We start from the raw sequence: 24,638 nt of genomic DNA on the forward strand, positions 1-24,638 counted from the left end.
GACGACCGGTCACTCGCCCCTCGGAGGAACCGACTTGCGCTGCACCCCTCAGGGTCGGCTAGAGTCTGGAGCACGCCGCGGGGCGAGGCCGAAAGGCCCAGCTCACGGAGTACATGCGGGTGTAGTTCAGTAGTAGAACATCCCCCTTCCAGGGGGAAGGCGCAGTGTGCAATTCCTGTCACCCGCTCTGCACCGCCGGTCCGGACCACTGTGGTGGATCAGGTAGGCTGGTGCTCGCGCCGATCGGTGGGAGCCGGTCGGAGGCAATGCGGACGTAGCTCAGTTGGTAGAGCGCAACCTTGCCAAGGTTGAGGTCGCGAGTTCGAGCCTCGTCGTCCGCTCAGGAGTAAGACCCCGATCCTCTGGATCGGGGTCTTTTTCGTGTGCCGACTCCCTTCTGACATTTGTCATACGGAGAGATGACACCGCGCACTGCTGCCGGATCCCGGTCGACGGGACGCTGAAGTCATGGACACCAACGAACACGAACACGTGATTGAGGTCACTGACCTGCGACGTGTGTACGGGGGCGGGTTCGAGGCCGTACGCGGAATCACCTTTTCCGTGGCCCGCGGCGAGATCTTCGCGCTGCTCGGCACCAACGGCGCGGGCAAGACATCCACGGTCGAGTTGCTGGAGGGGCTCGCCCGGCCGGCCGGGGGGCGGGTGCGGGTGCTCGGGCACGATCCCTACGAGGAGCGGGGCGCCGTACGGCCTCGTACCGGGGTCATGCTGCAGGAGGGCGGGTTTCCGTCCGAGCTGACCGTCGCCGAGACCGCGCGGATGTGGGCCGGGTGTGTGAGCGGGGCGCGGCCCGAGGCCCAGGCGCTGGAGCTGGTCGGGCTCGGACGGCGGGCCGGGGTGCGGGTGAAGCAACTGTCCGGGGGTGAGCGGCGGCGCCTGGACCTGGCGCTCGCGCTGCTCGGCGAGCCCGAGGTGCTGTTCCTGGACGAGCCCACGACCGGGCTGGACGCCGAAGGGCGCCGGGACACCTGGGAGTTGGTGCGGGCGCTGCGCGACAAGGGGACGACCGTGCTGCTGACCACGCATTACCTGGAGGAGGCGGAGGCGCTCGCCGACCGGCTGGCGATCCTGCACGAGGGGCGCGTCGCGTCGACCGGGACACCGGGCGAGGTGACCGCCGCACAGCCCTCGCGGATCTCCTTCCGGCTGCCGGACGGCTACTTCCTCGGGGACCTGCCGCCGCTCGGTGAGCTGGGGGTGTGCGGGCACGAGGTGGACGGCGATCTCGTACGGCTGCGGACGCGGGAGTTGCAGCGGGCCGCCACCGGGTTGTTGGTGTGGGCCGAGCGGGCCCGGGTGGAGCTGCGGGCGCTCGATGTGCGGTCCGCGTCGCTGGAGGAGGCTTTCTTGGGGATCGCCCGGGAGCGGGAGGTGGCAGCGTGAGCGCCCTCGCCCATGCCCCCGCCGCGCGCCGGCTGCGCGCCCTCGCCCGGGCCGAGCTCACCCTGCTCGTCCGCAACCGGAGCGCGGTGGCCACGGCGCTGCTCGTGCCGCTCGCGGTGCCCTTCAGCGTGCGGCCCGCGGTCGACCAGATGGACCTCAAGAGCCAGGGGCTCAACATCGGCACGGTGATGCTGACCGCCGCGATCGGCTTCTCCTTCCTGTTCTCCGTGTACACGGCCCTGGTGAGCGCCTTCGTCGCCCGCCGCGAGGAACTCGTCCTGAAGCGGCTGCGGACCGGGGAACTCGGCGACCACGAGATCCTCTTCGGCACCGCGCTGCCCGCCGTCTGCGTCGGCCTCGCCCAGTCCCTTGTGCTGGCCGCTGGCTGCGTGCTGCTCATCGACGCCGGGGCGCCCCGGGCGCCGTATCTGACCGTGCTGGGCATCCTGTCGGGCCTGACGCTGTGCGCCGCGCTCGCCGCGCTCACCGCCACCTTCACCAGGACCGTGGAGAGCGCCCAGTTCACGGCGCTGCCGCTGGTGCTCGTGTCGATGATGGGCTCGGGCATCGCGATCCCCGCCGGGATCCTGCCGGATCGGCTCGCCTCCGTCTGCGAACTCCTTCCGCTCTCTCCCTCCGTACGGCTGGTCGGCGGCGGATGGACCGGGCGGCTGAGCGCGTACGAGGCACTGGGCGCCCTGGCGACCGCCCTGGCCTGGACAGTGCTCGCGGTGTTTGCTGTACGGCGGTGGTTCCGGTGGGAACCGCGGCGTTGACGGACGGAGGGCTCGGGGGGATGGGGCGGACACGCGGCTGGTGGCGGCGCAAGAGCACACCGGCGAAGGTCGAGACGTACACGCGGTGGTCGTTCCACTTCTTCGGCGTGACCGAGATCCTGGCGATCGGGCTGCCGGCCGTCGGCACGCTGGGGCCGAGGCTCGGTGGAGCGCTGCTGGGCCTGGTGGCGGTGCACGCCGTGGCGTGCATGGTGACGGTGTCCCGGGCACTGGACTGGACCCGCGGGCGCCGTCCACAGCCCGTGCGGCTGCTGTGGACGCTCGCCGTCGTGACCGCCGTGATCGCCGTCACGGCGGTGTGGATCGCGCAGCGCGGACCGAAGGGCGACGGCGTCGACGCCACGGCGGGCGGTGTGTTCGGGGTCGTTCTGGTCGTCGCGGCCGGGGTCATCTCGCTCGGCGTGCGTGACCGGCGGCGGGTGTGCGCGATCGTGTGCGGCTTCTCGATCGGCGCGGGAGCCGTCTCGTTCCCACTGGGCACCCCCGGTCCCGCCACCGTGCTCACCATGCTGGGCGTGTTCCTGGGCGCCGGGTTCCTGGCCTTCACCGCGATCTTCTCGGTCTGGCTGCTGAACGCCGTCTACGAACTCGACGAGGCCCGCGAGACCCGCGCCCGGCTCGCCGTCGCCGAGGAGCGGCTGCGGTTCGGGCGGGATCTGCACGACGTGATGGGGCGCAACCTCGCCGTCGTCGCGCTCAAGAGCGAGCTCGCCGTACAGCTGGCGCGCCGGGGGCGGCCCGAGGCCGTGGACCAGATGATCGAGGTGCAGCGGATCGCGCAGGAGTCGCAGCGGGAGGTACGGGATGTCGTACGGGGATATCGGGAGGCCGATCTCGGGGTCGAACTGGCCGGTGCGCAGGGCGTGTTGACCGCCGCCGGGATCGACTGCGAGGTGACGGGGGAGACGGCCGGGCTGCCCGCTGAGGTGCAGTCGGCGCTCGGCTGGGTGGTCCGCGAGGCGACGACGAACGTGCTGCGGCACGGGGACGCCGGACGGTGCGGGGTGGCTCTGCTGGTGACGGAGGAACGCGTGGTGCTGACGGTGGAGAACGACGGGGCCGGCCCGCCCACGACGAAGGGCGGTTCCGGACTGGCCGGGCTGCGGGAGCGGTTGTCGGCGGTGGGCGGCACGCTGGAGGCGGGGCCGGCCGGTGGGGACGTGTTCCGGGTCGTGGCCGAGGTGCCGCTGGCCGTGAGCGAGGTCCCCGCGTGACCGCTGCCGTACGACTGCTGCTCGCCGACGACGAGCACCTCATCCGGGGCGCGCTAGCCGCGCTGCTCGGGCTGGAGGACGACCTCGTGGTCGTGGCCGAGGCGGCGTCCGGAACCGAGGCGCTGGCGATGGCCCGGGCGCACGAACCGGATGTCGCCGTGCTCGATCTCCAGATGCCGGGCGCCGACGGTGTGAAGGTGGCCACATCCCTGCGTGCCGAACTGCCCGGCTGCCAGGTACTGATCGTCACCAGTCACGGACGGCCCGGGCATCTGAAGCGGGCGCTTGCGGCGGGTGTGCGGGGGTTCGTTCCGAAGACGGTGAGTGCCCAGCGGCTCGCGGAGATCATCCGGACCGTCCATGCCGGACAGCGGTATGTGGACCCGGAATTGGCCGCCGACGCGATCGCCTCCGGGGACTCCCCGCTGACCTTGCGGGAGGCCGAGGTGCTGGAACTCGCCGCCGACGGCGCGCCCGTGGCGGAGATCGCCGAACGGGCCGCGCTGTCGCAGGGGACCGTACGGAACTATCTGTCGTCGGCCGTCTCGAAGCTCGGTGCGGAGAACCGTCACGCGGCGGTGCGGCTCGCCCGCGAGCGAGGTTGGGTATAGTGGGCATCGCGCTTCGGCGCAGTGCGAACGTAGCTCAGTTGGTAGAGCGCAACCTTGCCAAGGTTGAGGTCGCGAGTTCGAACCTCGTCGTTCGCTCCGTATGAAAGCCCCCGGCTCCGGCCGGGGGCTTTCGCGTTGCCCCGGCCGGAGCCGGGGGCTCTCGGCTCAGGGCCTGTTGCGAAAGTGACGTCGACGCCCGAAGCGCGGCCGCGCGGCGAGAGTGCGTGCCGGGCGTCCTGCGGCTGGGGGCACCCCCTCTGGGGGAGCCACTTTCGCAACAGGCTCTACGCCCAGCTCATGCCCGTCAGCCGCTCGTACGCCTCGACGTACTTCGCGCGGGTCGCGTCCACGACCTCCTGCGGCAGCGGCGGCGGGGGCTGCTCGCTCTTCCTGTCCCAGCCGGAGGCAGGCGAGGTCAGCCAGTCGCGCACGAACTGCTTGTCGTACGACGGCTGCGCGTGCCCCGGCTCCCACTCGTCCGCCGGCCAGAAGCGGGAGGAGTCCGGGGTGAGCACCTCGTCCGCGATGACCAGCTTCTCCCCCTCGAAGCCGAACTCGAACTTCGTGTCCGCGAGGATGATCCCGCGGTCGCGGGCGATGTCGCGGGCGCGGGAGTACACGGCGAGGGTCGCCTGGCGCAGCTGGGCGGCGGTGTCGGCACCGACCTGGCGGGCGACCTCCTCGTAGGAGACGTTCTCGTCGTGCTCGCCGACCGCGGCCTTGGTGGCCGGGGTGAAGATCGGGGCCGGGAGTTCGCTGCCGTCGGTCAGGCCCTCGGGGAGGGCGAGGCCGCAGACGGTGCGGGATTCGTTGTACTCCAGCAGGCCGGAGCCGGTGAGGTAGCCGCGGGCCACGCACTCGACCGGGACCATCTGGAGCGACTTGCAGACCGTGGTGCGGCCCGCCCAGTCGGCGGGGGCGCCCGGGGGCAGCTCGGTGCTCAGGACGTGGTGCGGGACCAGGTCGGCGAGCTGGTCGAACCACCACAGGGACAGCTGCGTGAGGACCCGCCCCTTGTCGGGGATCTCGGTCGGCAGCACCCAGTCGTACGCGGACAGGCGGTCGCTGGCGACCATCACGAGGTCGCCGGCCTCGTTCTGGTACAGCTCGCGCACCTTGCCGGTGTGCAGGTGCACCAGGCCCGGAACCTGAATCGGCTCGGGCTTTTCTACGAATCCGGACACGGTTCCTCCCCGTGGTTGAACGAAAGGGGCGCGCGCCCGCAGGGCTCCAACAGGGTGGTGGTGCGTGACAGGCGGGCCACTGGCTCGATTCTCCCGTATGCCGGGGATCGCCCTAGGGGTGGGGTGGGCTCGTAAGGGGCGGTGACGCGGGCATACGTGAGTTCAGTCACGTTTACAGATGCGGTCCAGCAGGTTCGCCGTGGCGCGCTGGACGCGTGCGTCGACATGGCCCGGACGGTCCAGGGACGGGGTCCAGGCGAACGTCCCGGACGCGAAGACCAGGGCGCCGGAGGGGGCCCGGTACAGAGACGTCTCCTGATGGCGGAGGACGCCCTCGGAGTCGGTGTACGGGGAGTGGGCGAGCAGGATGCGGTCCTCGTGCTCGGGCAGCGGGGTGCGCGGGAAGTAGCGGTCGGCCTCGCCCGCGACCAGGCCCTCGACCTCGTCGCCGTCGTGCGCGCCGGTCGCCTCCCACAGCCAGTGATCGGCGTTACGGACGATCAGGGGGTGGGGTTCGGGGACCCGGCCCGCGTACTGGATGCCGACCAACTGCTGCTCGGGGCGGTCGACTTCGCGCCACAGCACCGGTTTGCCCGGTCCCCTGCGCTTGCGGCAGGTGAGGAGGCGGTCCGGGACGCCGGACGGGGACGGGCCCAACTCCACCTGCCAGTACATGGTGTTGGCGGAGAGGAAGACGAGGGACGTGCCGTGCTCGCGGGCGAGTTCGACGGTACGGCGCATGTTGGACGACCAGTACTCGTCGTGTCCCGGGAAGACCAGGCCGCGGTAGCGGGTGGGGTCTACACGGCCCGCGTGCAGGTCGCGGGCGTCGGCGTACGCGATGTCGTAGCCGTAGCGCTCGGCCCAGCGGATGAAGTCGTAGGCGTGACCGACGTGGAGAGGGAGGCCGGCGCCGGCGTACGGACGGTCGAAGGAGACCGTGGTCGCCGCGTCGGACTCGCCCAGCAGACGGCCCTGCTCGTCCCAGGCGTGGTAGAGGCTCGCGCCCGTGCGGCCATCCTCCGGGTAGAGGTTGTATGCCTGCCAGGTCACGTCCGGCAGGAGCAGGAGCAGGTCCGCCGGATGGTTGTCGCGGACCGTGAAGGGGATGTGGGAGCGGTAGCCGTCGGCCGTGGTGAGGACGGCGACATACGCTCCGATGCTCCAGTACGACGGGATCTGCAGCCGCCAGGACAGCCACCAGTGATGGCACGAGACCGCACGGTCGGCGGCGAGCGGCGGGGGCTGGACGATGCCGGAGAGACGGGGGCTGGTGGTGATCTTGGCCGCGCCGTCGCCGCCGTAGTGGCCGATGCGGTAGATGTCGACGCTGAATTCCTGGGGCGGGTCGACCGTGACGTGGAAGTCGACGGGCTCGCCGGGGGCGACCGCGCCGGTGGAGATGAAGCCCTTGATCTGACGGCGGACGTCGTCCGCGGAGCGGGGGCCTCCGGCGGATCGCGGGGCCGGGACGCGAGGGGTGTCCGTGAGGTCGCCCGCGGGCGACTGCTGGGGGGCGTCCACATACCAGGGGACGACCTGGCCGGTGTCGTCGAAGTAGGTCTCGCTGCCGCGGAGCCAGGGGACGGGGCCCTGGCCGAAGGGGTCGGTCACGGCGTGCGCCAGCGCTCCGGACTCCCAGCGGCGGATCTGCTCCGATCCCATGGTCGCTCCCCTCCCTCGATCCCCCGTGGTCGCGTGCTGCCTGCCTGCGCCGGCGCTCGGCGTGTGCCGCAAGCCCTTGCCATGTGCCCGATCGGTCCCAGCACATCACATTGCGCACCCATGTGGTCACTATTCGTTGCGAATTGGCCGAAAGTGGAATGCGAGGTTCCGCTCGCGTCAGACCAGCCGGACGGGCTTCTCGGGGCGTATGCCGGTTTCGAGCAGCCAGGTTCGGAGGGGGGCCGGGTCGCCGTCTTCCACGAGGCTGAGGACCCGGGGGGTCAGATCGGTGGCCCGTGCGCCGTTGATGAGGAGGGACGGGCCGTCGAGCCAGTCGAGGCCTGGGGTCGCGCCTGCGGTGTCCATGGCGGCGCAGCAGACCATCGCGGTGACGTGGTCGGTCAGCAACTCGCGGGCTGTGCGGGGAGGTTGGAGCGGGAAGAGGGGGAGCGTGCCGTCGTCCCAGAGCGGGGTGTCGGGGGTGGTCCCCTCAGCGGCGGCGGCCTTGGCCGTGGTGGTGGCTGTGGCTGTGGCGGCTGCTGTGGCTTCCTCGCGGGCCAGTTCGGCGGTGAGGCCCGCGGCGAGGCTGGCTGTACGTTCGTTCTCGGGCTCGGCGTCGAAATCGGGGTCGGGATCGACATCGGGGGCAGGGTCGCCGTCGGGGGCAGGGTCGCCGTCGGCGTCGGGATCGACATTGGGGGCACGGTCGCCGTCGGGAGCGGGGTCCGGACCGGGTTCTTCGTCGGGTGCGGGTGGTCCCTGTGGGAGGGACTCGGCGTCGACGGGTGCGGGAGCGGTCGAGGCAGCGGGGGCGGGGGCGGGGGCGGGGGCGGGCGTGGGCCGCTCAGGGGCTGCGAGCTCCGAGGTGGGCCAGGCCGGTAGTGGGTGTGGGGGAGTTGCGAGGTGGTCGAGGATTCGGGAGAGGGTCGGCCCCTCCGAGGTGGGGGTGGTGGGACCCGGGGTGCGGTGTACGCCCAGGGTGTCCAGGACCTTGTGGAGGCGGGCCGCGTCCGTGCGCCATTTGCGGTCCACCACCTCGTCCGGGTATTCCCCCCAGTGCACCGGGGACCAGTCGGGGCCGGGCTCCGCGGGGCCGCCGTGGAAGAGGCGGGCGGCGAGGAGCGAGACCGCCTCGTCCACCGTCCCGGGCTCTTCGAGCAGGTCGCAGGCGGGGCGCTCGCCCAGGCGGGAGGCGAAGCCCTCGGCCAGGCGGTCGCGTCGGGAGAGTTCGGTGAGCGCGGCCACGACGCCCGCGTCCAGCCGGGAGGGCCACCGGCCCATCCGCCAGGCGGGCAGTGCGACGCGGGTCAGGAGGCGGTCCCAGCCGGCGTATGCCAGGCCCACCTGTTCCTGGGCGACGATCCTGAGGCCGTAGTCCACAGCCTGTGCACGCTCGGAAGCCGCGGTCGCGACCCCTCGCTCCATCTGGGTCGCATGCTCCCGACAGCTGCGCAGCAGCAGCCGGGCCACCCAGCCGACGCCCGCGCACATCGAACGGGTCAGAGGGCAGCGGGCGGGCGTCGAGGCGACGGCCACCGCGGCGTCCAGGCCACGCACGAAGCGGCGGGCCGCGGCTATGTCCGGGTGCGCCGAGGGTCCCGTACCGGCGATGACCGGGGCGAGAACCGCACGCAGTTCGCCGACGCGCATCCACCACAGGAAGGGGGAGCCGATGACGAGGACCGGTGCCGCGGCGGTGCGCCGGTGGGCGCCTCGCACACCCGCTATCTCGTCCCGGTCGGGCGGCGGGGGCGGGCCGTGGACCGGGTGGGTGCGGTCCTCCAGCCAGCTGTCGCAGTCCGGGGTGAGCGCTATCGCGGAGGGGGCGGGGACGTCGAGGCGGTCGGCGAGGTCGCGCACCATTCGGTACAGGTCCGGGGCGGATTCCTCGGCGATCGGGACCGTCGGGCTCACGGCGGGGCGGGCTCGGGCGACGACCAGGGCGATGGCGCCCGCGGCGAGCAGGACGAGGACGGCGACCGGGGTCACGGCCCAGCGGGCCGCCTGCCAGAACGACCCCACGAGATGGCCCGTGGAACCGCCGGCCATCAACACCACTGCGACGGCAGCGGGGAGCAGAGCCACGGCCAACGCCCTGCTGCGGATGCGCAGCACGGCAAGGGCCCTCGAACGCGCTGCCTGCGCGCCCACTTCCACACCCATACCCGTACCGGTCACGACCGGACCTCACCCCCTCCCCAGCTGTCCTGACTGTCTGCCTGTCCTGGTGTTGCTCACTCCCCCACTGTGGCACCCGCCACTGACATCGCAATGCCGGTGGGCCAAGTGCCGGACCGCTTGCGCCGCACCCTAGTTGGGGCCTTCACCCCCGTCAGCCGGTTGGGGGAGCGGTCACTCGATGGAATGGCTTTGGTCAGAGGTGGATGACGGACAGCGAAGATCAGGCCCCGGTTTTTGACTTGGATTCCAAGAGGGGAGGTGGAGCCGGGAGGGAAGCTGGGACTGGTGGGAGATGGGACTGGGGGGAGATGGGGCCAGGAGGTCGGGTACGACAGCAGGTCCCGAATCCGAAGACGGATCCGGGACCTGTGCGATTCATCCGGGCGGGGCCGCGTCGGTGGTGGCGATGGTGACGGCGGCCGTGGCAGTGACGGTGGCGGTGGCGGTGGCGGTGGCGGTGGCGACCGTCAGGCGCCCGCCGCCTTCGCGGCGATGTCCGTGCGGTGCTGGGAGCCGTCGAGGTGGAGGCGGGCGACGGCCCTGTACGCGCGTTCGCGGGCCTTGGTGAGGTCCTTGCCGATCGCCGTGACGGACAGGACGCGGCCGCCCGCGCTGACGACCGAGTCGCCGTCGTGCTTGGTTCCGGCGTGCAGGACGTAGGCGTGCGGGGCGTCCTCTGCGGCCACCTCGTCGAGGCCGGTGATCGGGTCGCCGGTGCGGGGAGTGCCGGGGTAGTTGTGCGAGGCGACGACCACGGTGACCGCGGCGTCCTCGCTCCAGCGCAGGGGCTCCACGTCGGCCAGGGTGCCGTTCGCGGCGGCGAGCAGGACGCCGGCCAGCGGGGTCTTCAGGCGGGCCAGGACGACCTGGGTCTCGGGGTCGCCGAAACGGGCGTTGAACTCGATGACCCGCACACCGCGCGAAGTGATCGCGAGGCCGGCGTAGAGCAGGCCGGAGAAGGGGGTGTCGCGTCGGCGCATCTCGTCGACGGTCGGCTGGAGGACGGTCTCCAGGACCTCGTCGACCAGCTTCGGGTCAGCCCACGGCAGCGGCGAGTACGCGCCCATGCCACCGGTGTTCGGGCCCTCGTCGCCGTCGAGCGCGCGCTTGAAGTCCTGGGCCGGCTGGAGCGGTACGACGGTCTCGCCGTCCGTGATGGCGAAGAGCGAGACCTCGGGGCCGTCGAGGAACTCCTCGATGACGACGCGCTGGCAGGAGTTGGCGTGCGCCTTCGCAGCCTCGATGTCGCCGGTGACGACGACCCCCTTGCCCGCGGCGAGGCCGTCGTCCTTGACGACGTACGGAGCGCCGAAGGCGTCGAGCGCCTCGTCGACCTCGTCCGGGGTCGTGCAGACGTACGAGCGTGCGGTGGGAACCCCCGCGCCCGCCATGACGTCCTTCGCGAAGGCCTTGGAGCCCTCGATCTGCGCGGCCTCCTTGGCGGGGCCGAACACCGGGATGCCCGCCTCGCGCACGGCGTCGGCGACCCCGGCGACGAGGGGCGCCTCCGGGCCCACGACGACGAGATCGGCGCCGAGCTCCGTGGCCAGCGCGGACACGGCCTTGCCGTCCAGCGCGTCGACCTGGTGCAGCTCGGCGACCTCGGCGATGCCGGCGTTGCCGGGGGCGCAGTGCAGGGCGGTGACGCCGGGGTCGAGGGACAGGGAGCGGCACAGGGCATGTTCGCGGGCGCCGTTACCGATGACGAGGACCTTCACGGGGTCAGCCTAACCGGCGCGGGGCTTGGAGGTTTGTGCGGGTTGCCGAGGACGAGGAGGGCAGCACGCTGTACGTTCCTCCGAATCCGGCCCGGCTGAATCCGGTGCACCGCTGAATTCGGCGCGGCTGAAGCCAGCGTGACTGAAGCCAGTCCCGCGTCGATGTGGGCGTCCCCGGGGGCTGGGCTGCACCCCGCGATCCTCGCTTCGGCACTTGAGGGGCCTCGTCCTGAAAGGCTCCCCGGCTACTCGTTCGAGAACTCCTCCAACACCGTCGCGCCCAGTTCGCGCACGATCAGGTCGTGGCCGGAGAGGGCCGACTCGTTGAGGTCGGGGTCGTCGTCCTCGGGGATGTCGTCCTCGGGGGCGACCGGGGGTGGGGGTTCCGGGGCGGCCGGCTGGGGCCCGGGGGCGGCACTGGGTGCGGGGGTGACCGGTGCTGACGGGGTGGCGGGTGCGGAGGGGGCCGGTGGGGACGCGGGGCGCTGCGGTGCCGTGCCGGTGCCGTAGCCGCCTGGGGTGCCGTAGCCGCCCGGGGTACCGCCTCCGCCGGGGCCGCCGCCCGCGGGGGGCGGGGCGGAGCCGCCGGACGGGTCGACGATCGCCTCGATCTTCCACTGCACGCTGAACTGCTCGCTCAGCGCCTGCCGCAGTACGTCCTCGCTGCCGCTGCTCGCGAAGTTGTCGCGGGCTCCCGCGTTGACGAAGCCCAGCTGGAGGGTCGTTCCGTCGAAGCCGGCCACCTGGGCGTTCTGGCTGAGCAGGATCCAGGTGAAGCGGCGGCGGTTCTTGACCGCCTCCAGGATGTTCGGCCAGAGCATCCGGGGGTCCAGGCCACCACTGGGGGGCGCGTAGGACGCGGCTGCGGGGGCGGGCGCTGCCGGCTGGGAAGTGGGCGTGGGTGCCGGTGCCTGTGCGGGTGTCGGCGCGCTGGAGGCGGCGGGGGCGGCAGAGGGGCGGCCGGTGCCCGTGGGCGCCGCCGTGGGCCAGCCGCCGGGGCGTCGGCCGCCGCCGGCCGGAGCAGCGGTGGGCCAGGCGCCGGGGGCGGCAGCCGCCGTAGGCGGAGTGGGCTGGGACTGGGACTGGGGCTGGGGCTGGGGGGTCACCGGAGCGGCGGGCCCGGGGGGTGCCGGGGGTGCGGCTGCCTCGGGGGTCGGCGGGGTGGCGCCGATTCCGGCGGACGGCGCGCCCGATGTCCGTACCGCCGCTCGGGCTGCGGCGGGTCCGCCTCCCGGCGCGACCGGCACGACTGGCGCGACCGGCGCGGCCGGATCGGCGGCGGCCAAGCCGGGGCCGGGGGCCGCTCCGCTGTGTGCGTCGGGCCCGGGTACGTACCCCGTCGCGGGCATGGTGGCGCCCGCGGAGAAGTTCACGCCCCGCTCCAGGCGGTCGAGGCGGGCCATCACGGCGCGCTCGTCGCCGTAGGCCGCGGGCAGGAGTACGCGGGCGCAGATCAGCTCGAGCTGGAGACGGGGCGCGTGGGCGCCGCGCATCTCGGTCAGGCCCTCGTTGACGAGGTCGGCGGCGCGGCTGAGCTCGGCGGCGCCGAAGGTGCCCGCCTGAGCCTGCATGCGCTCCACGACGTCGGCCGGGGCGTCGATCAGACCCTTCTCCGCGGCATCCGGCACCGCGGCGAGGATGACGAGGTCGCGCAGCCGCTCCAGCAGGTCGGCGACGAAGCGGCGCGGGTCGTTGCCCCCTTCGATGACGCGGTCGACGACCTCGAAGGCGGCGGCGCCGTCGCCGGTGGCGAAGGCCTCGACGACGGAGTCCAGGAGCGAGCCGTCGGTGTAGCCGAGGAGGGAGGTGGCCATGGCATACGTCACACCCTCCTCCCGCGCTCCGGCGAGCAGCTGGTCCATGACGGACATGGAGTCACGCACGGAACCCGCGCCCGCCCGCACGACCAGCGGCAGCACGCCCTCCTCGACCGCCATGTCCTCGCGCCCGCACACCTCGGCGAGGTACTCGCGCAGCGTCCCCGGAGGCACGAGCCGGAACGGATAGTGGTGCGTACGCGACCGGATCGTCCCGATGACCTTCTCGGGCTCGGTGGTCGCGAAGATGAACTTGAGGTGCTCCGGCGGCTCCTCGACGACCTTCAGCAGCGCGTTGAAACCGGCCGACGTGACCATGTGGGCCTCGTCGATGATGTAGATCTTGTAGCGACTGGCGGCGGGTCCGAAGAAGGCCTTCTCGCGCAGCTCACGGGCGTCGTCCACACCACCGTGCGACGCGGCGTCGATCTCGATGACGTCGATGGATCCCGGGCCGTTGCGCGCCAGGTCCTGGCACGACTGGCACTCGCCGCACGGCGTCGGCGTGGGGCCCTGCTCGCAGTTCAGGCAACGGGCCAGGATGCGTGCGCTCGTCGTCTTCCCGCATCCGCGCGGGCCGCTGAACAGGTACGCGTGATTGACCCGGTTGTTGCGCAGCGCCTGCTGCAGCGGGTCGGTCACATGCTCCTGTCCGATGACCTCGGCGAACGACTCCGGGCGATAGCGGCGGTACAGCGCGAGAGACGACACGCATACGAGGTTATAGGCGCCCACTGACAACGCGGACCGCGCGGTTTCAACAGCCGTTATCGGCCGTCATCGGGCGGTGATCGGCCGTCTCTGGGTTTTTTACAGCCACTTCATGCAAACGGCCTGCCCCCCATGATGAAGTTGAAGAGTCAAGTAGAACACGTACAACTTCGGACCCAGAACAACTCTGTCTGCCGTCACACCCCTCACACCTCCCCGGCACCCCCACCCACTGCACCCACCCCACGCACCCCCAGGCACCCCCTCACCCCCCACACGAGGAGATCCATGCCTCTGTACTTCATCCGTCACGGAGAGTCCCAGGCCAACGAGCAGAACCGCTTCGCCGGACGGCTGGACGCCCCGCTCACCGCGCTCGGCCTGCGCCAGGCCGACCAGGCGGCGGACCGGGTCGCCGCCCTCGCCGCAGGGGGCGTACGGATCGACGAAGTGCACATGTCCACGCTGCGCCGCGCCCAGGAGACCGCCCGGACGATCATCGAGCGGCTGCCCGAGCCGCCGGACCGGGTGACGGTCGACGAGGCCCTCATAGAGCGCGACTTCGGGATCTACAGCGGTCGCAACAAGAGCCTGGTGAAGAAGGGCATCGGCTTCGCCGGGTACACGGAGGCGTTCCACTCCCCGACCGGCCGGCCACCCGGCGGCGAGACCTGGACGGAGATGCACGCGCGCGTGGCCGCGTACTACAACGACGTACTGCTGCCCGCCTCGCGCGCGGGCCGGACGGTCCTCGTCGTCGCCCACAAGTACATCGTGGAGATGTTCGCGCTGGTCGTCGCGGGCGCCGCCCCCGATGCGTACCGCGACTTCAAGATCCCCAACGCCCGTCCGCTCTCCGAGGACGATCTGCGCCGGGCGGTCGCGGCCCCCGCGGCGGCGGGACTGCTGAACGACCTCGGCGAGATCGTCGAGATCCGCCTCCCGCTGCTGGTCGCGGGCGCGGCCGCGGCGGGGGTGGCCGCGCAGCTCGCGCTGGGGATACGGGTCCCCGCCTGGGCCTTCACCACCGCCCTCACGGCGCTGCTGTCGGTCGGCTCGTTCTTCGCGATGCTGCGGGTCAATCCGCACACGCTCCGCCGCCCGATGGCCAGCCTCCACACGGCCTGGCCCCTGCTCCTCCCCCGCCTGGTGCTGGGCCTGGCCCTCCTCTGGACGGCCCGTTCGGTCCCCCTGGAGCTGGCCGGACTCTTCCTCCTGCTCCCACCCGCGCTGCTGGCCCCCACCCTCTCCCTCCTCTGGGGAGGCGACTACTTCTTCGCCGTACGCCACACGGTGGCCGCCTCACTGGCCCTGCCGGCAGTGCTGCTGACGGGCCTGGCGCTGCCGGTGATGCTGCCGGGCGGGGCGACTCAGGCACACACGCTCACCACCCTCGAACCGGCGCTGCTCACGTACGCGGCCGTCCTGCTCGCCGCCCTAGTCCTGCCCGGCGCGGGCGCCCAGGTCCTGCGCCGGCACGATCCGATCCGCGCGGGCGCCCTCAGCACGAACTGGAACTGGCTGGGCGGCCTGGCCCTGATCCCGCTCGCCGGCCTGGCCACGTTCGCGCTGACCCCGCCGACCGGGCTGACGGCATCACTGGCCGGTCACCTGCTGCTGGGAATGGTCATCACCGCGGCGGCCCTGACGATCCTGCGGGGACTGACGGCGCTGTTCCTCCACATGCGCCCCCACGGCACCGCTCTCGGCCGTGACATGTTCATCACCCAGAACACGCCCAACGTGTTCCTCTGGCTCGCCATGACCGCCATCCTGGCCCCGACCACCGGCCATCACCCGTCGGTCATCGGCCTCGGCGTCGCGCTGGTCTTCTTCATCGCGGTCTACATCGACGAGCGAGTCTTCCTGCGCGCGCACCGGCGGGATCTGTCACCGACGGGGGCGACGGCGGCAGCAGGGGCGTCCACGCAACAGAAGACCCCTCACGCACCCGCCAGAGCCGACCTACCCTTGCTGCCTTCCGGCCCTGGGGGAGTTCAGTCAGATAGCGCCGCGTGAGGGGCTGAACCCCAGCCTACCTGATCGCCGGGCGCCCGAACGAGTTCGCTAGCACCCTCCCACTTCATGTAATGTTCCCGGCGGAGGATTCGCCTAGAGGCCTAGGGCGCACGCTTGGAAAGCGTGTTGGGGGCAACCCCTCACGAGTTCGAATCTCGTATCCTCCGCCAGTGCCTCACCGGGCACGATGTCGAAGGGCCCCACCGTTCGCGGTGGGGCCCTTCGACGTTGTGCGTCTCTTCAATGGAGAGTTCGGAAAGCGCGCGTCATCGGCCCACGAGCGTGTGAGCCGACGGATGGAGCGCGGTCGGGGGCTGTGTGGTGGGCTGCAGGGCGACGGTGGAGCCGAGGGCTTCGCGTTGGCGGACGTGGTTGTGCTTGCGTTGTTCGGGGTCGATGCGGGAGTCGTAGTAACCGGAACCGAGGTCGTGGAACCGGGTGCCCGGGGGCGAGAGCAGGTGCCGGATCACGACCAGGAGCGAGCGGCCGACGGCGACCAGAGCCTTCTTCTTGCCTCGGCGACGGCCGATGCGCCGGTAGCGCTCGCCGAGGAAGGTGTCGGTCTTGCCGGCCGCGGTAGCGAGTCGCACGATCAGCGTGAGGAGGCGCTGGCAGCAGCGCTGGCCGCAGTCACCCCGGAACCCGCCCTGTCCATCGCGCCCCATGCCCCCGACCGCCGCCGCGGACCGCGTACTGTTCCGCCGCATCCAGGAACTCACCCTGGCCGGCCGCACCGACGACGAGATCGAGGCCGCTTTGCCCCCGGCGGCGGGCCATGTCTTCGTCCTCCTCGCCGCCGCCGTCGGCGACTACCCCACCACTGGGACCTCGTGACCTCGCCGCACGTCCGAGATCGCGCGACGGAGAACTCCCCGCCACTGGCCCGCTGTTCGACGGCCCCGGTGCATCACCACAGCCGGCGTGCGGGTCGTAACACGGCGGCCCTGGGGCCGGCGCCCAAGTTCTCGGTGATGATCTCGCTGGTGAATCGTGGTTGGCTCTGAACTGGTACTAATGGCGCCGACGGGGCGCGGCCGGACTCGACGGCGGGGGGCGGGCGTTGCTGGGACGAAGTGCGGAACAGCGGCGAATAGAGCGGATGCTCACCGATTGTCGGCAGGGAGCCAGCAGCAGCCTGCTGATTCACGGCGAGGCCGGGATCGGCAAGACCACGCTGCTCGACTATGCCGCCCAGCGGGCGGACGGCGTGCGGGTGCTGCGTGTCGAGGGCATCGAGTCCGAGATGGAGCTTGCCTTCAGTGGGCTGCACCAGCTGTTCCTGCCCGTCCTTGACGTAATCGACCGGCTGCCGACACCGCAGGCCGCAGCCATGCGAGCGATCTTCGGACTCACCGAGGACGCGGTGCATGATCGCTTCACCGTCGGTCTCGCTGTGCTGTCGATGCTGTCGGAGATCGGCGCCGATGCCCCGCTTCTCTGCCTGGTCGACGACGTGCAATGGCTCGACCGGCCATCCGCAGACGTACTCACCTTCGTCGCCCGCAGGCTGCGCGCCGAGGGCACCGTGATGCTCTTCGCCGCGCGCGACGGGGCCCATGGCAGCGTGGCGAAGGGCCTTCCCCTGCTCCACGTCGAAGGGATCGACCGGGAGGCGGCCGCGGCGCTGATCCCCGGCCTCCCGCCGCACGTCGCGGAATGGATCATCGACCAGGCGGATGGCAACCCGCTCGCCCTCATCGAGCTCCCGACCGCGCTCACCCCGGCCCAGCGGGCCGGGCAGTTGAGCCCGCTGGCGCTGCCCGAGGCGCCGTCCCCGCTGCGGGGCCCCTTGCAGGACGCCCTCGCGGGGCAGATCGGCCGGCTTCCCGAAGCCACCCAGACCATGCTCGTGGTGTCCGCAGCGGACGACACCGGGGATCTGCCCTTGGTGCTGAGCGCGGCCCGCCGGTGCGGCGCCGCGATCGAAGACCTGGAGCCCGCCGAACGCGCCGGGCTTGTCTCCCTGTCCGGGGAGGTGCTGCGCTTCAGGCACCCACTCGTCCGGTATGCGGCCTACCAAGGGTCCCCGCTCGCCCGGCGCATCGCCGCCCACGAAGCGCTGGCGGCGACGCTGGACACCGCCCGACACGCGCACCGGCGCGCCTGGCACCTGGCAGCCGCGGCGACGGGCCCGGACGAGCGGGTCGCCGACGAACTGGAGCACGTCGCCGAGTGGGCCGGCAGCCGCCAGGCGATGGCGTCCGCGTCCGCCGCCTACGAGCGGGCCGCCCAGCTCACCGAAGACCCGAAGCGGCGGGCGCGGCTCCTGATCAGCGCGGCCCAGAAGGCCGGCGAAGCCGGACAGGACGAGCGCTGCGGCGCCCTGGCCGACCAGGTGCCGCTTCCCGTGCAGGATCCCGGGATGGCGGCGGACTTCGCCCGCGTGCGAGCCGTCGTCGAGCTCGGCTGCGGCAGCCCGGCGGCCGCCGGTCGCATCCTGGGCGAATGCGCGGACCTCATCGCGCCCAGTCGCCCCGACAAGCTCGCCTCCCTCCTGACCGACGCGGTCCACGCGGCCTTCTCCTCGGGGAACGCCGCCCTGATAGGCGAGATCGCGGCCCGCGCTCCGGACCTGCCGGTGCTGGCCGTGCCCGCCCTCCTGCTCAACGGCGAGGTGCCCGGCGCCCTGAACTCCCTGCGCGAACTCGTACGGGCCTGCCGACTGCCCGGCAGTGGACTCATGGACCAGCTGATGACCGGGATCTACTGCCACTTGGTCGCCGGCCACGCGGAGGCGCACGAGATCGCCACCGCAGCGGTCGCCCTCTGCCGCGAGCAGGGCATCAGCGGGTGGCTGCCCACCACGCTGCACCTGCTCGCGGAAGCCGAACTGGCGCTCGGCCGGTTCGATCAGGCACACGCGCACGCCGCCGAGGGACTCCGGCTCGCCGACTACTACGCCCTCACCCACCGGGCCGCACATCTGCGCGCCGTACTGGCTACCCTCGCCGCCGTCCGGGGCCGCGAGGAAGAGACCCGCTCCCTGGCGGAGCAAGCCCTGGAATACACCCGCCCGCGCAGCGTCGGGCGGGGCACGGCGAATGCCTTGTGGGCGCTGGGGCTGCTCGAACTCGGCCTTGGGCGGGCGCAGACGGCGCTGGAGCATCTTGAGGCAGCGCGGCAGAAAGCGGGCCATCCACTGCTCGCCCGGTTCCTGCTGCCCGACCTCGCCGAAGCCGCGGTGCGCGCCGGCCATCCGGAGCGGGCGAAGGAGCCCGCGCGCCGACTCGCGGACTGGGCGGCTGCCGTAAGCCGGCCGCCCGTCGCCGCGATGGCCCACCGCTGTGCGGCCCTGACCGGCCCGGACAGCGAGGCCGAGGACCACTTCGCGGCGGCCGTACGTCTCCACGCGGACGGCGGCGACTTCGAACGGGCCCGCACCGAGCTCGTCTACGGGGAATGGCTGCGCCGACTGCGCCGCAACATCGATGCCCGCGACCACCTCCGCGAGGCGCTGGAGACCTTCGAGAAGCTGGACGCCAAGCCGTGGGCCCGCCGGGCTCGTGCGGAACTGCAGGCCGCGGGCGAGACCCATGACGCGGCCGGTCCCACGGACGGACGGATCAGCCGGTTGAGCCCGCAGGAGCGCGAGGTCGTACGGCTCGCCGCCACCGGGGCGACCAATCGGGAGATCGCCACGCAGCTCTTCCTGAGCCCCCGCACGGTCGGGCACCACCTCTACCGCGCCTTCCCCAAGCTCGGCATCAGTTCCCGCACCGAACTGGCCTCGCTCCTTGCCTCATGATGCGGGCGCCGAGTAGATCATCCGAATCTCGGCGGTCTGGTAGCCGGCCCGGGCCAAGGCCGCGGCCATCGGCGCATTGCCCGTATCCGTAGTGGCGGTAATCAGTTCGGCGCCCGCCTCCGCGTGCACCCGGGTGATCTCGGCAAGCAGGTCGTCGACGTAACCCCGGCCGCGGAACTCCGGGACGACCCCCAGGTAGCCGACGTTGCGGTTGTACGGCGTCGCCGACGGGATCGCAAGGCCCGCGACCTCTCCGCCGGCGGCGCGCGCAAGCCGCCACCACTCGCGCTTGCCGGGGCAGCCCAGGTAGAAGTCCATCTCGTCCCGGGCGGTGGCCGCCGCGCCCTTGGCCGCCAGGTTCCTGCGGGTCTCACCGTCCAGGCTGCCCTGGGCGATGCGCCGGAAGACCTCCAGGAACTCCTCGTCCGTGGCTTCGTCGAAGGTGAGCCGGCCGCTGGAGCGCGGCACCCCGGCGCCGGGACTCCACTCCAGGCGCAGCCGTTCCACCTCGTCCGTGAGACCGGCCGCCAGCGCCGCCCCGCGCCGCCAGGCCAGGGCGGCGGCGACGGCCGGGTCCTCGCGCCAGCCGTTCGGCAATGTCAGGTTGTACAAGGGCAGTTTGCGCGCGCCCTGCTCGGCGAACGCCCGCAGGCCGGCGGCGAGGAGTTCGGCCGCGACGGCCGTGCGGTCGACGACTGAGGCGTCGACGTACAGGCAGTCCAGGGCGACCGGGTGCTCACTGGACGACTGTCCCCACCACAGGGCCCGGGCCACCACCCGGTCGCCGTCCTCGGCGACCCAGGTCCACTCGGGCCGGTACATTCCCTGGCCGAGTTCATCGCGATAACGGTCGGCGTGGATCCAGCCGATGGGTTCGTCGACCGTCACGGCGACTATGCGATCGAGGTCAGCCTCGGTCGTGGGACGAATCAACATGTGCCCTCCCTTACTGCTTGACGTAGGTCGTGATCGACACGCCGGTGCTGGAGACCTGGGAGCCGGTGAGGGTGAACTCGGCCGATTCGAAGGGAGCGTGGAACAGCGGGTTGCCGGAGCGGTGGCGCCAAAGAGCCTGCCGCTTGGTGTCGGATCGGGTGACGTCATGAACGCTAGGCCGGTCACACCGGATCGGCATCAGGCGCCTCGACTTAACCTGACCGGTCACGGTCGGACGAGCATGGGAAGACGTGGGCACATCGAGGTCAGGGCCGGGCCGCACTGCGGCTTCACCAACGTACGGGCCAGACAGAACGCGCTATGACATGGCTGCAGTTTTGGTTGCATTCACCGGCGTACGGCACCGTTCAGAGGGACCATGCACCACAGCTCCACCGCTGGTCAGAACGTCCCATCACCCCCGGACGAAGACTTGGAAGGCGTGTTGGGGGCAACCCCTCACGAGTTCGAATCTCGCATCCTCCGCCAGCGCCTCACCGGCACTCCCACCGTCAATCCAGCATCTTGTATCACCAACTTGACACAAAATGCTGTGCCCGCCATCTTGTACTCGACATTTGATACAAGCGCCACGACGGGGGATCCCCATGCTCGACACCGCCCTGCCCGGCCCGCACCGACGCGCCCGCGCCGCTCTGTTCGCCCGGTGGGGCGGTCTCGCGCTCGGCGCCGCGCTGGCCTGGGGGACCGCCCAGAGCGACCGCCTGGGGCTCGGAATCCTCCACGCCATCCCGGTCTTCGGCATCTGCACCGTGGTGGGCATCCTGGCCGCAGACGCCCTGATCCCCAATCGGCAGGGGCCAGTACGCCAGGCGGGCCTCACTCCGCGCCGTATCCGCGACTTCCTCCCGGTCCGCTTCGCCACACTTCTGGCCACCCAGGCCGCTGCGCTCATCACCCTGCTCACGACCGCCGCGCTCACCGCGTCCGCGGACGACATCGGCCGGGCGAGCCGCTCACTCAGCGCGGCCTGCGGCGGACTGACCGAGTCACACGGTCCCTGGCCCGGCCTCTTCTACAGCGCCCCGATCCTTGGCGCCCTCGGGGTCGGCAGCGCCGCCTGCGGCTACGCCCTGTACCGCATCACGCGGCGACCAGCCCCCGACGGGGACTCGGCACTGCTCGCCGCCGACGAAGAACAGCGCCGAGACCGGGCGCTCGCGGTGACGGCCGCGTGGGGACTGTTGGTTTCCGCTCCGCTCGCCGGCGCAGCGTTCTTCGCATCAGGTGCACTGCGCTCGCTTTCCTGCCTCGGACCCGCGCCCCACGCCGTCGGCTGGATCCTGCTGCCGGTCGCGGCGACGGCCGGCTGCACGGCCGTGTGGTCCCTGCTCGTCGTTGCCGCCCCGCTCTCCGTCCCCCGGAGGCAGCCATGACCCGCCCGACCGTACGTGTGGACACGACCAGCCCGGTCCCTCCGTACGAGCAGATACGGACCCAACTTGCCGCGCTCATCGGCGGCGGCCATCTCCCGGAGGGCGAACGGCTCCCCACCGTCCGCCAGCTCGCCGCCGACCTCGGCCTGGCCACCGGTACCGTGGCCCGCGCCTACAAGGAGCTGGAGGCCGCGGCCCTCATCCGCACCAGACGTGGAGCAGGCACCCGGGTCGCTGCCGTACCCAGGGCCGCTCACCCCGACGCCGCTCGGCTCACCCGACTCGCTCACGGATACGTCGCCGCCGCCCGCGCGACCGGAGCCGACGAGACAGCCATCCTCGCCGCAGTACGAGCCGCACTTGGCTGAACCGACTCGCCCGAGAAGAACAGCCCGAAGACCGAGAAACCCCACTCCTCAGCGTCGCCGATGCTCAACCCAGTCATTCCGGACAGCCTCAGCCGGGCTTCACCATCCGCACTGCGTGGACGGTGCCGGGGCGTGCCCGCCCGAGGACTGCGGCGGCGGACCCGGCCACAGCGATCTCAAAGTGATCCTCGTTGACCCGGCGCATGAGGAATACCACGCCATGCTGGTGTGGCTCGGACTTCGGTCCGCCACAGAATTCGCCCCTGACCGTTTCGCGCCGGACGAGGCCAACGCGCGGCTGCTGCGCCTCACGGCACCATGGAAGACGAGCCGCCCGGCCACGCCACCGTTCGCGGCACGCACTGGTAACGGAGGCAGGGGCGGGCGGCGAACGGGTGGGCTCACCTGGGCGCGGAGTGCAGTTCGCGTACCAACTGCGGGGTGAGCAGCTCGCCGGCGCGGTCGGCGAGGACAGCCATTTCGTAGCCGACGAGGCCGACGTCGCACCCTTCGGCGGCGAGGACGCCGAGGCAGCTGCCGTCGCGGATACGACCGACCATGAGGAAGCCCCCAAGCATTTCGATCATGACGAGCTTCATGCCGTGGAAGCCGTGTGCCGTCGCCGCGTTCTGGGCGAGGCTGGTGATGCCGGAGACGACGGCGGCCAAGTGGTCGGCGCGATCTCGGCCGAGGCTGTCCGAGGCGGCCATGAGCAGGCCGTCAGAGGAAACGGCGACGGCATCGGTGACGCCGTCGGCGGTGCGCACGAACTCCGAGACGAGCCAGCCGAAACTCTGGACGGCGGTGGTCACGATGACGCTCCTTGGGGGTTTCTGGCTTCGGCGCGGGCGACACCCGCTCGGAAGCCGTTGAGCAGGGAGGAGACAGCGGGCCTGGCGGGTGCGGGTGGGGGTGGGGGTGGGGGTGGGGTGGAGGGGTCCTCCACGGGGGCGAGCAGGCGCCCGGGGAGGACAAGGAGGGCGGACAGGCCGCCGCCAGGAGTGTCGAAGAGGTGGACTTGAGCGCCTTCACCGAGGCGGTGGGCGAGTCGGCCGACGACGAGGTGGCCGAGGAACCGGGTGGGTGCGGCAACGAGGGCCTCCTCGCCGGAGTCGGAGAGGAGGGCGCCCGCACGTGCTTTGTCGGCTTCGGACATGCCGATGCCGTGGTCGACGACACCGAAGGAGTACGTGTCGTCCTCGTTGTCGTACCAGCCGTGCACCTCGACCGGTTCGGTCGGGGGCGAGAAATTCAGTCCGTTCTCGATGAGTTCGGCGAGGAGGTGGGCGACATCTGCGACGGCGTGCCCACGCACCCGCACCGGCTCCACGGTCGCGATCAGAACTCGACGGTACTGCTCCACCTCGGCTACTGCGGACTGGACGACCTCCAGACCGTCGGCGGGTGCTGCCGTGGGCCGCGGCGGATTCTGCCCGGCCAGGACCAGCAGGCTTTCGGCGTTGCGCCGCATACGGGTGGCGAGGTGGTCGAGCTCGAAGAGCTCGGCGAGGGCGTCCGGGTCGAGTTCCTGCCGTTCCAGGCGGGTGATGAGGCTGAGCTGGCGACGTAAGAGGCTCTGGTTCCGGCGGCCGAGATTGGCGAGCGATTCCGTGGTGTTGCGACGCAGGCCGGCCTGCTGGGCAGCCAGCTGGAGGGCCGTGTGTTCCACCTGCTGCAGGGACGCCGCGACCTCGGCGATCTCGGCCGCACCGCCCAGCAGCCGTGCATCGGGGGTGTCCTGCGCGTCCTCCGGCGTCGGGAGCTGAGCAGGGTCCTGCGGGGACTGCTGGATACGGGCGACGGCTGCGGGCAGTCGGCGGCGCGCCACGTCGTGAGCGCTCTCGGCGAGCCCACGGAGCGGGCGCGTGAGCGACCGGGAGGCGACAGCGGCGAGGCCCGCGACAAGGGCGGCGATGAGCGTGCCCGCGACGAGATAGGCGGCGAGGGCCAGCTCGGCGTCGTGGCTGAGCCGATCGGCCCGGTCCCGTACGCCGTCACCGACCGACCGCTGGACGGCGTACAGATCGTCGACGAGTACGGTCATCGCGTCCCACCAGGTGCCGGCGTCGGCGCGCAGCGGGGAGCCGTCGGCGGCGCCTTCCGCCTGTTTCTCGTAGGCGGTGGCGCGTTCGGCGTCCTCGGTTGCGAAGGCTTTCTCCAGTGCCGCGTGCTGAGGCGCGGTGGCGACCTGCCGGAAGCGGGCGAGGGCGGCGACGCGGGTGGCTCGCACCTCGGTGAAGTCGATGTAAGCACGGCCGTGGAAGGCGCCTTGGGCGAACACACCGTTGAGGAGCCCGCGTTCGAGGGCGACGGACTCCTTGGCGGCGGCCAGCTCGCGCAACGCGGCCAGCCCGTCGCGCAGTTGGCGGTCGGCGCCGGTCGCGGTCTCCGCCACCGGATCGACGGCGTTCAGGGCGTTGACGGCGCCGGTGTAGAAGGTGAGGGTCGCGGCCTGGCCGGCGGTGCCTCTGTCGGCGGCGGCTCGGATGCCGGCGAGACGCCGCAAGTGCCGCTGGACGACGTCCTCGACGGCGCTTTCGCTGCGCATTCCGCGCAGTGCCGTGTCAACGCGCTTGCGCGTGGCGGAAAGCGGTGGGCGGAACTCCGTCTCACCGCCCAACAGGCCGTTGGTCAGGCCGCGTTCGCGCTGCAGCTGGTGCACCAGAGCCTGGATGCGCAGGCTGAGGCCGACCTCGGCACGGGTCGTCCGGGCATCGCCGAGGGCCTCGGCGCGGCCGTTCACGGCGAGACCGGCCACCGCCAGCAGCAAGCAGATCGGAACCGTGATGACCACCGCCACCCGGCCCCTGATGCTGCGCCAGCCAGGCATCGGCCGTCGCCCGGGAGTCGTTCGGCCCCCGTGGCGGC

At 71.9% G+C, this 24,638-nt stretch carries 21 protein-coding genes, 4 tRNA genes, 1 other RNA gene and 1 pseudogene; 14 read left to right on the forward strand and 13 right to left on the reverse strand.

Translation table 11 applies throughout. The annotated features are described in order from the left end of the window. Positions 1 to 115: 115 nt before the first annotated feature. The 7 genes from OG870_RS22155 to OG870_RS22185 all read left to right on the forward strand — a co-directional run bounded on the left by OG870_RS22155 (position 116) and on the right by OG870_RS22185 (position 4,125). Positions 116 to 187 (forward strand) — tRNA-Gly (locus tag OG870_RS22155). An 81-nt stretch (positions 188 to 268) separates the two neighbouring features. After that, positions 269 to 341, forward strand: a tRNA-Gly gene (locus OG870_RS22160). A gap of 127 nt (positions 342 to 468) precedes the next feature. Next, positions 469 to 1,407 (forward strand): ABC transporter ATP-binding protein, encoded by a 939-nt coding sequence (locus OG870_RS22165; RefSeq protein WP_266517171.1) that lies wholly within the window; start codon positions 469 to 471, stop codon positions 1,405 to 1,407. Next, positions 1,404 to 2,183 carry an ABC transporter permease gene (locus tag OG870_RS22170; RefSeq protein ID WP_266583373.1) on the forward strand — a complete coding sequence of 260 codons (780 nt, stop codon included), beginning with the start codon at positions 1,404 to 1,406 and terminating at the stop codon, positions 2,181 to 2,183. The genes OG870_RS22165 and OG870_RS22170 overlap by 4 nt, the downstream gene beginning before the upstream one ends. 20 nt (positions 2,184 to 2,203) lie before the next feature. Next, complete coding sequence (locus tag OG870_RS22175) at positions 2,204 to 3,418, forward strand: sensor histidine kinase (RefSeq protein ID WP_266583371.1); 1,215 nt, start codon at positions 2,204 to 2,206, stop codon at positions 3,416 to 3,418. Then, positions 3,415 to 4,029 (forward strand): response regulator transcription factor, encoded by a 615-nt coding sequence (locus tag OG870_RS22180; protein ID WP_266517179.1) that lies wholly within the window; start codon positions 3,415 to 3,417, stop codon positions 4,027 to 4,029. The genes OG870_RS22175 and OG870_RS22180 overlap by 4 nt, the downstream gene beginning before the upstream one ends. 23 nt (positions 4,030 to 4,052) lie before the next feature. Then, positions 4,053 to 4,125 (forward strand) — tRNA-Gly (locus OG870_RS22185). 188 nt (positions 4,126 to 4,313) lie between these two features. Here the strand turns inward: OG870_RS22185 and OG870_RS22190 are convergent. The 5 genes from OG870_RS22190 to OG870_RS22210 all read right to left on the reverse strand — a co-directional run bounded on the left by OG870_RS22190 (position 4,314) and on the right by OG870_RS22210 (position 13,305). Next, positions 4,314 to 5,213 carry a phosphoribosylaminoimidazolesuccinocarboxamide synthase gene (locus OG870_RS22190; RefSeq protein ID WP_266517182.1) on the reverse strand — a complete coding sequence of 300 codons (900 nt, stop codon included), beginning with the start codon at positions 5,211 to 5,213 and terminating at the stop codon, positions 4,314 to 4,316. A 162-nt stretch (positions 5,214 to 5,375) separates the two neighbouring features. Then, complete coding sequence (locus OG870_RS22195) at positions 5,376 to 6,878, reverse strand: N,N-dimethylformamidase beta subunit family domain-containing protein (RefSeq protein ID WP_266517185.1); 1,503 nt, start codon at positions 6,876 to 6,878, stop codon at positions 5,376 to 5,378. A 177-nt stretch (positions 6,879 to 7,055) separates the two neighbouring features. Further along, positions 7,056 to 9,041, reverse strand: coding sequence for a hypothetical protein (locus OG870_RS22200; protein ID WP_327692325.1), 1,986 nt, complete (start codon positions 9,039 to 9,041; stop codon positions 7,056 to 7,058). A gap of 485 nt (positions 9,042 to 9,526) precedes the next feature. Beyond that, entirely contained in the window at positions 9,527 to 10,777 is a 1,251-nt protein-coding gene (gene purD, locus OG870_RS22205) for a phosphoribosylamine--glycine ligase (RefSeq protein WP_266583369.1), read from the reverse strand. Between the two features lie 245 nt (positions 10,778 to 11,022). Continuing rightward, on the reverse strand, positions 11,023 to 13,305 hold the full coding sequence (locus OG870_RS22210; RefSeq protein WP_327691312.1) for a DNA polymerase III subunit gamma and tau: 2,283 nt from the start codon (positions 13,303 to 13,305) through the stop codon (positions 11,023 to 11,025). Positions 13,306 to 13,593: 288 nt separating this feature from the next. Between OG870_RS22210 and OG870_RS48210 the strand changes: the two are divergent. Then, positions 13,594 to 14,091: pseudogene (locus OG870_RS48210) on the forward strand (histidine phosphatase family protein); the annotation flags it as partial. Here the strand turns inward: OG870_RS48210 and OG870_RS22220 are convergent. The 3 genes from OG870_RS22220 to ffs all read right to left on the reverse strand — a co-directional run bounded on the left by OG870_RS22220 (position 14,010) and on the right by ffs (position 15,333). After that, the gene (locus OG870_RS22220; RefSeq protein WP_266583365.1) at positions 14,010 to 14,387 is read right to left on the reverse strand and encodes a hypothetical protein; all 378 of its coding nucleotides are present in this window, start codon (positions 14,385 to 14,387) and stop codon (positions 14,010 to 14,012) included. The pseudogene OG870_RS48210 and the gene OG870_RS22220 overlap by 82 nt on opposite strands. Before the next feature lie 514 nt (positions 14,388 to 14,901). Beyond that, positions 14,902 to 15,183, reverse strand: coding sequence for a hypothetical protein (locus OG870_RS22225; protein WP_266583363.1), 282 nt, complete (start codon positions 15,181 to 15,183; stop codon positions 14,902 to 14,904). Between the two features lie 53 nt (positions 15,184 to 15,236). Continuing rightward, positions 15,237 to 15,333, reverse strand: an RNA gene (ffs, locus tag OG870_RS22230) — signal recognition particle sRNA small type. Positions 15,334 to 15,406: 73 nt separating this feature from the next. On the opposite strand from ffs, the gene OG870_RS22235 reads away from it, so the two are divergent. Beyond that, a tRNA-Ser gene (locus tag OG870_RS22235) sits at positions 15,407 to 15,494 on the forward strand. Between the two features lie 96 nt (positions 15,495 to 15,590). On the opposite strand, the gene OG870_RS22240 is transcribed toward OG870_RS22235, so the two are convergent. Beyond that, positions 15,591 to 15,989 carry a hypothetical protein gene (locus OG870_RS22240; protein WP_266583289.1) on the reverse strand — a complete coding sequence of 133 codons (399 nt, stop codon included), beginning with the start codon at positions 15,987 to 15,989 and terminating at the stop codon, positions 15,591 to 15,593. Between OG870_RS22240 and OG870_RS22245 the strand changes: the two genes are divergently transcribed. Then, positions 15,988 to 16,158, forward strand: coding sequence for a hypothetical protein (locus OG870_RS22245; protein ID WP_266583287.1), 171 nt, complete (start codon positions 15,988 to 15,990; stop codon positions 16,156 to 16,158). The genes OG870_RS22240 and OG870_RS22245 overlap by 2 nt on opposite strands. 226 nt (positions 16,159 to 16,384) lie before the next feature. Continuing rightward, positions 16,385 to 19,069, forward strand: coding sequence for an ATP-binding protein (locus OG870_RS22250; protein WP_266583285.1), 2,685 nt, complete (start codon positions 16,385 to 16,387; stop codon positions 19,067 to 19,069). On the opposite strand, the gene OG870_RS22255 is transcribed toward OG870_RS22250, so the two are convergent. Continuing rightward, positions 19,064 to 20,005 (reverse strand): GNAT family N-acetyltransferase, encoded by a 942-nt coding sequence (locus OG870_RS22255; protein WP_266583283.1) that lies wholly within the window; start codon positions 20,003 to 20,005, stop codon positions 19,064 to 19,066. The genes OG870_RS22250 and OG870_RS22255 overlap by 6 nt on opposite strands. Before the next feature lie 10 nt (positions 20,006 to 20,015). Then, positions 20,016 to 20,234: a hypothetical protein gene (locus OG870_RS22260; protein ID WP_266583281.1), complete on the reverse strand. Its 219-nt coding sequence runs from the start codon at positions 20,232 to 20,234 to the stop codon at positions 20,016 to 20,018. Positions 20,235 to 20,613: 379 nt separating this feature from the next. Here OG870_RS22260 and OG870_RS22265 point away from each other — a divergent pair, with 379 nt between their 5' ends. Genes OG870_RS22265 through OG870_RS22275 form a run of 3 tightly spaced genes read left to right on the forward strand, consistent with a single transcriptional unit; the run spans position 20,614 to position 22,215 of the window. Beyond that, positions 20,614 to 21,402: a hypothetical protein gene (locus OG870_RS22265; RefSeq protein ID WP_266583279.1), complete on the forward strand. Its 789-nt coding sequence runs from the start codon at positions 20,614 to 20,616 to the stop codon at positions 21,400 to 21,402. Continuing rightward, complete coding sequence (locus OG870_RS22270) at positions 21,399 to 21,770, forward strand: GntR family transcriptional regulator (RefSeq protein ID WP_266517261.1); 372 nt, start codon at positions 21,399 to 21,401, stop codon at positions 21,768 to 21,770. Before OG870_RS22265 ends, OG870_RS22270 begins: the two co-directional genes overlap by 4 nt. After that, on the forward strand, positions 21,763 to 22,215 hold the full coding sequence (locus OG870_RS22275) for an IS1096 element passenger TnpR family protein (protein ID WP_266583277.1): 453 nt from the start codon (positions 21,763 to 21,765) through the stop codon (positions 22,213 to 22,215). The genes OG870_RS22270 and OG870_RS22275 overlap by 8 nt, the downstream gene beginning before the upstream one ends. On the opposite strand, the gene OG870_RS22280 is transcribed toward OG870_RS22275, so the two are convergent. Both OG870_RS22280 and OG870_RS22285 read right to left on the reverse strand, forming a co-directional pair. Beyond that, positions 22,172 to 22,582, reverse strand: coding sequence for a roadblock/LC7 domain-containing protein (locus tag OG870_RS22280; protein ID WP_189781019.1), 411 nt, complete (start codon positions 22,580 to 22,582; stop codon positions 22,172 to 22,174). The two genes, OG870_RS22275 and OG870_RS22280, sit on opposite strands and share 44 nt — an antisense overlap. After that, on the reverse strand, positions 22,579 to 24,600 hold the full coding sequence (locus OG870_RS22285) for a sensor histidine kinase (protein WP_266583275.1): 2,022 nt from the start codon (positions 24,598 to 24,600) through the stop codon (positions 22,579 to 22,581). Before OG870_RS22285 ends, OG870_RS22280 begins: the two co-directional genes overlap by 4 nt. Between the last annotated feature and the right edge of the window lie 38 nt (positions 24,601 to 24,638).

Origin of the sequence: Streptomyces sp. NBC_00461 (genome assembly GCF_036013935.1) — a bacterium.
GTDB lineage: Bacteria > Actinomycetota > Actinomycetes > Streptomycetales > Streptomycetaceae > Streptomyces.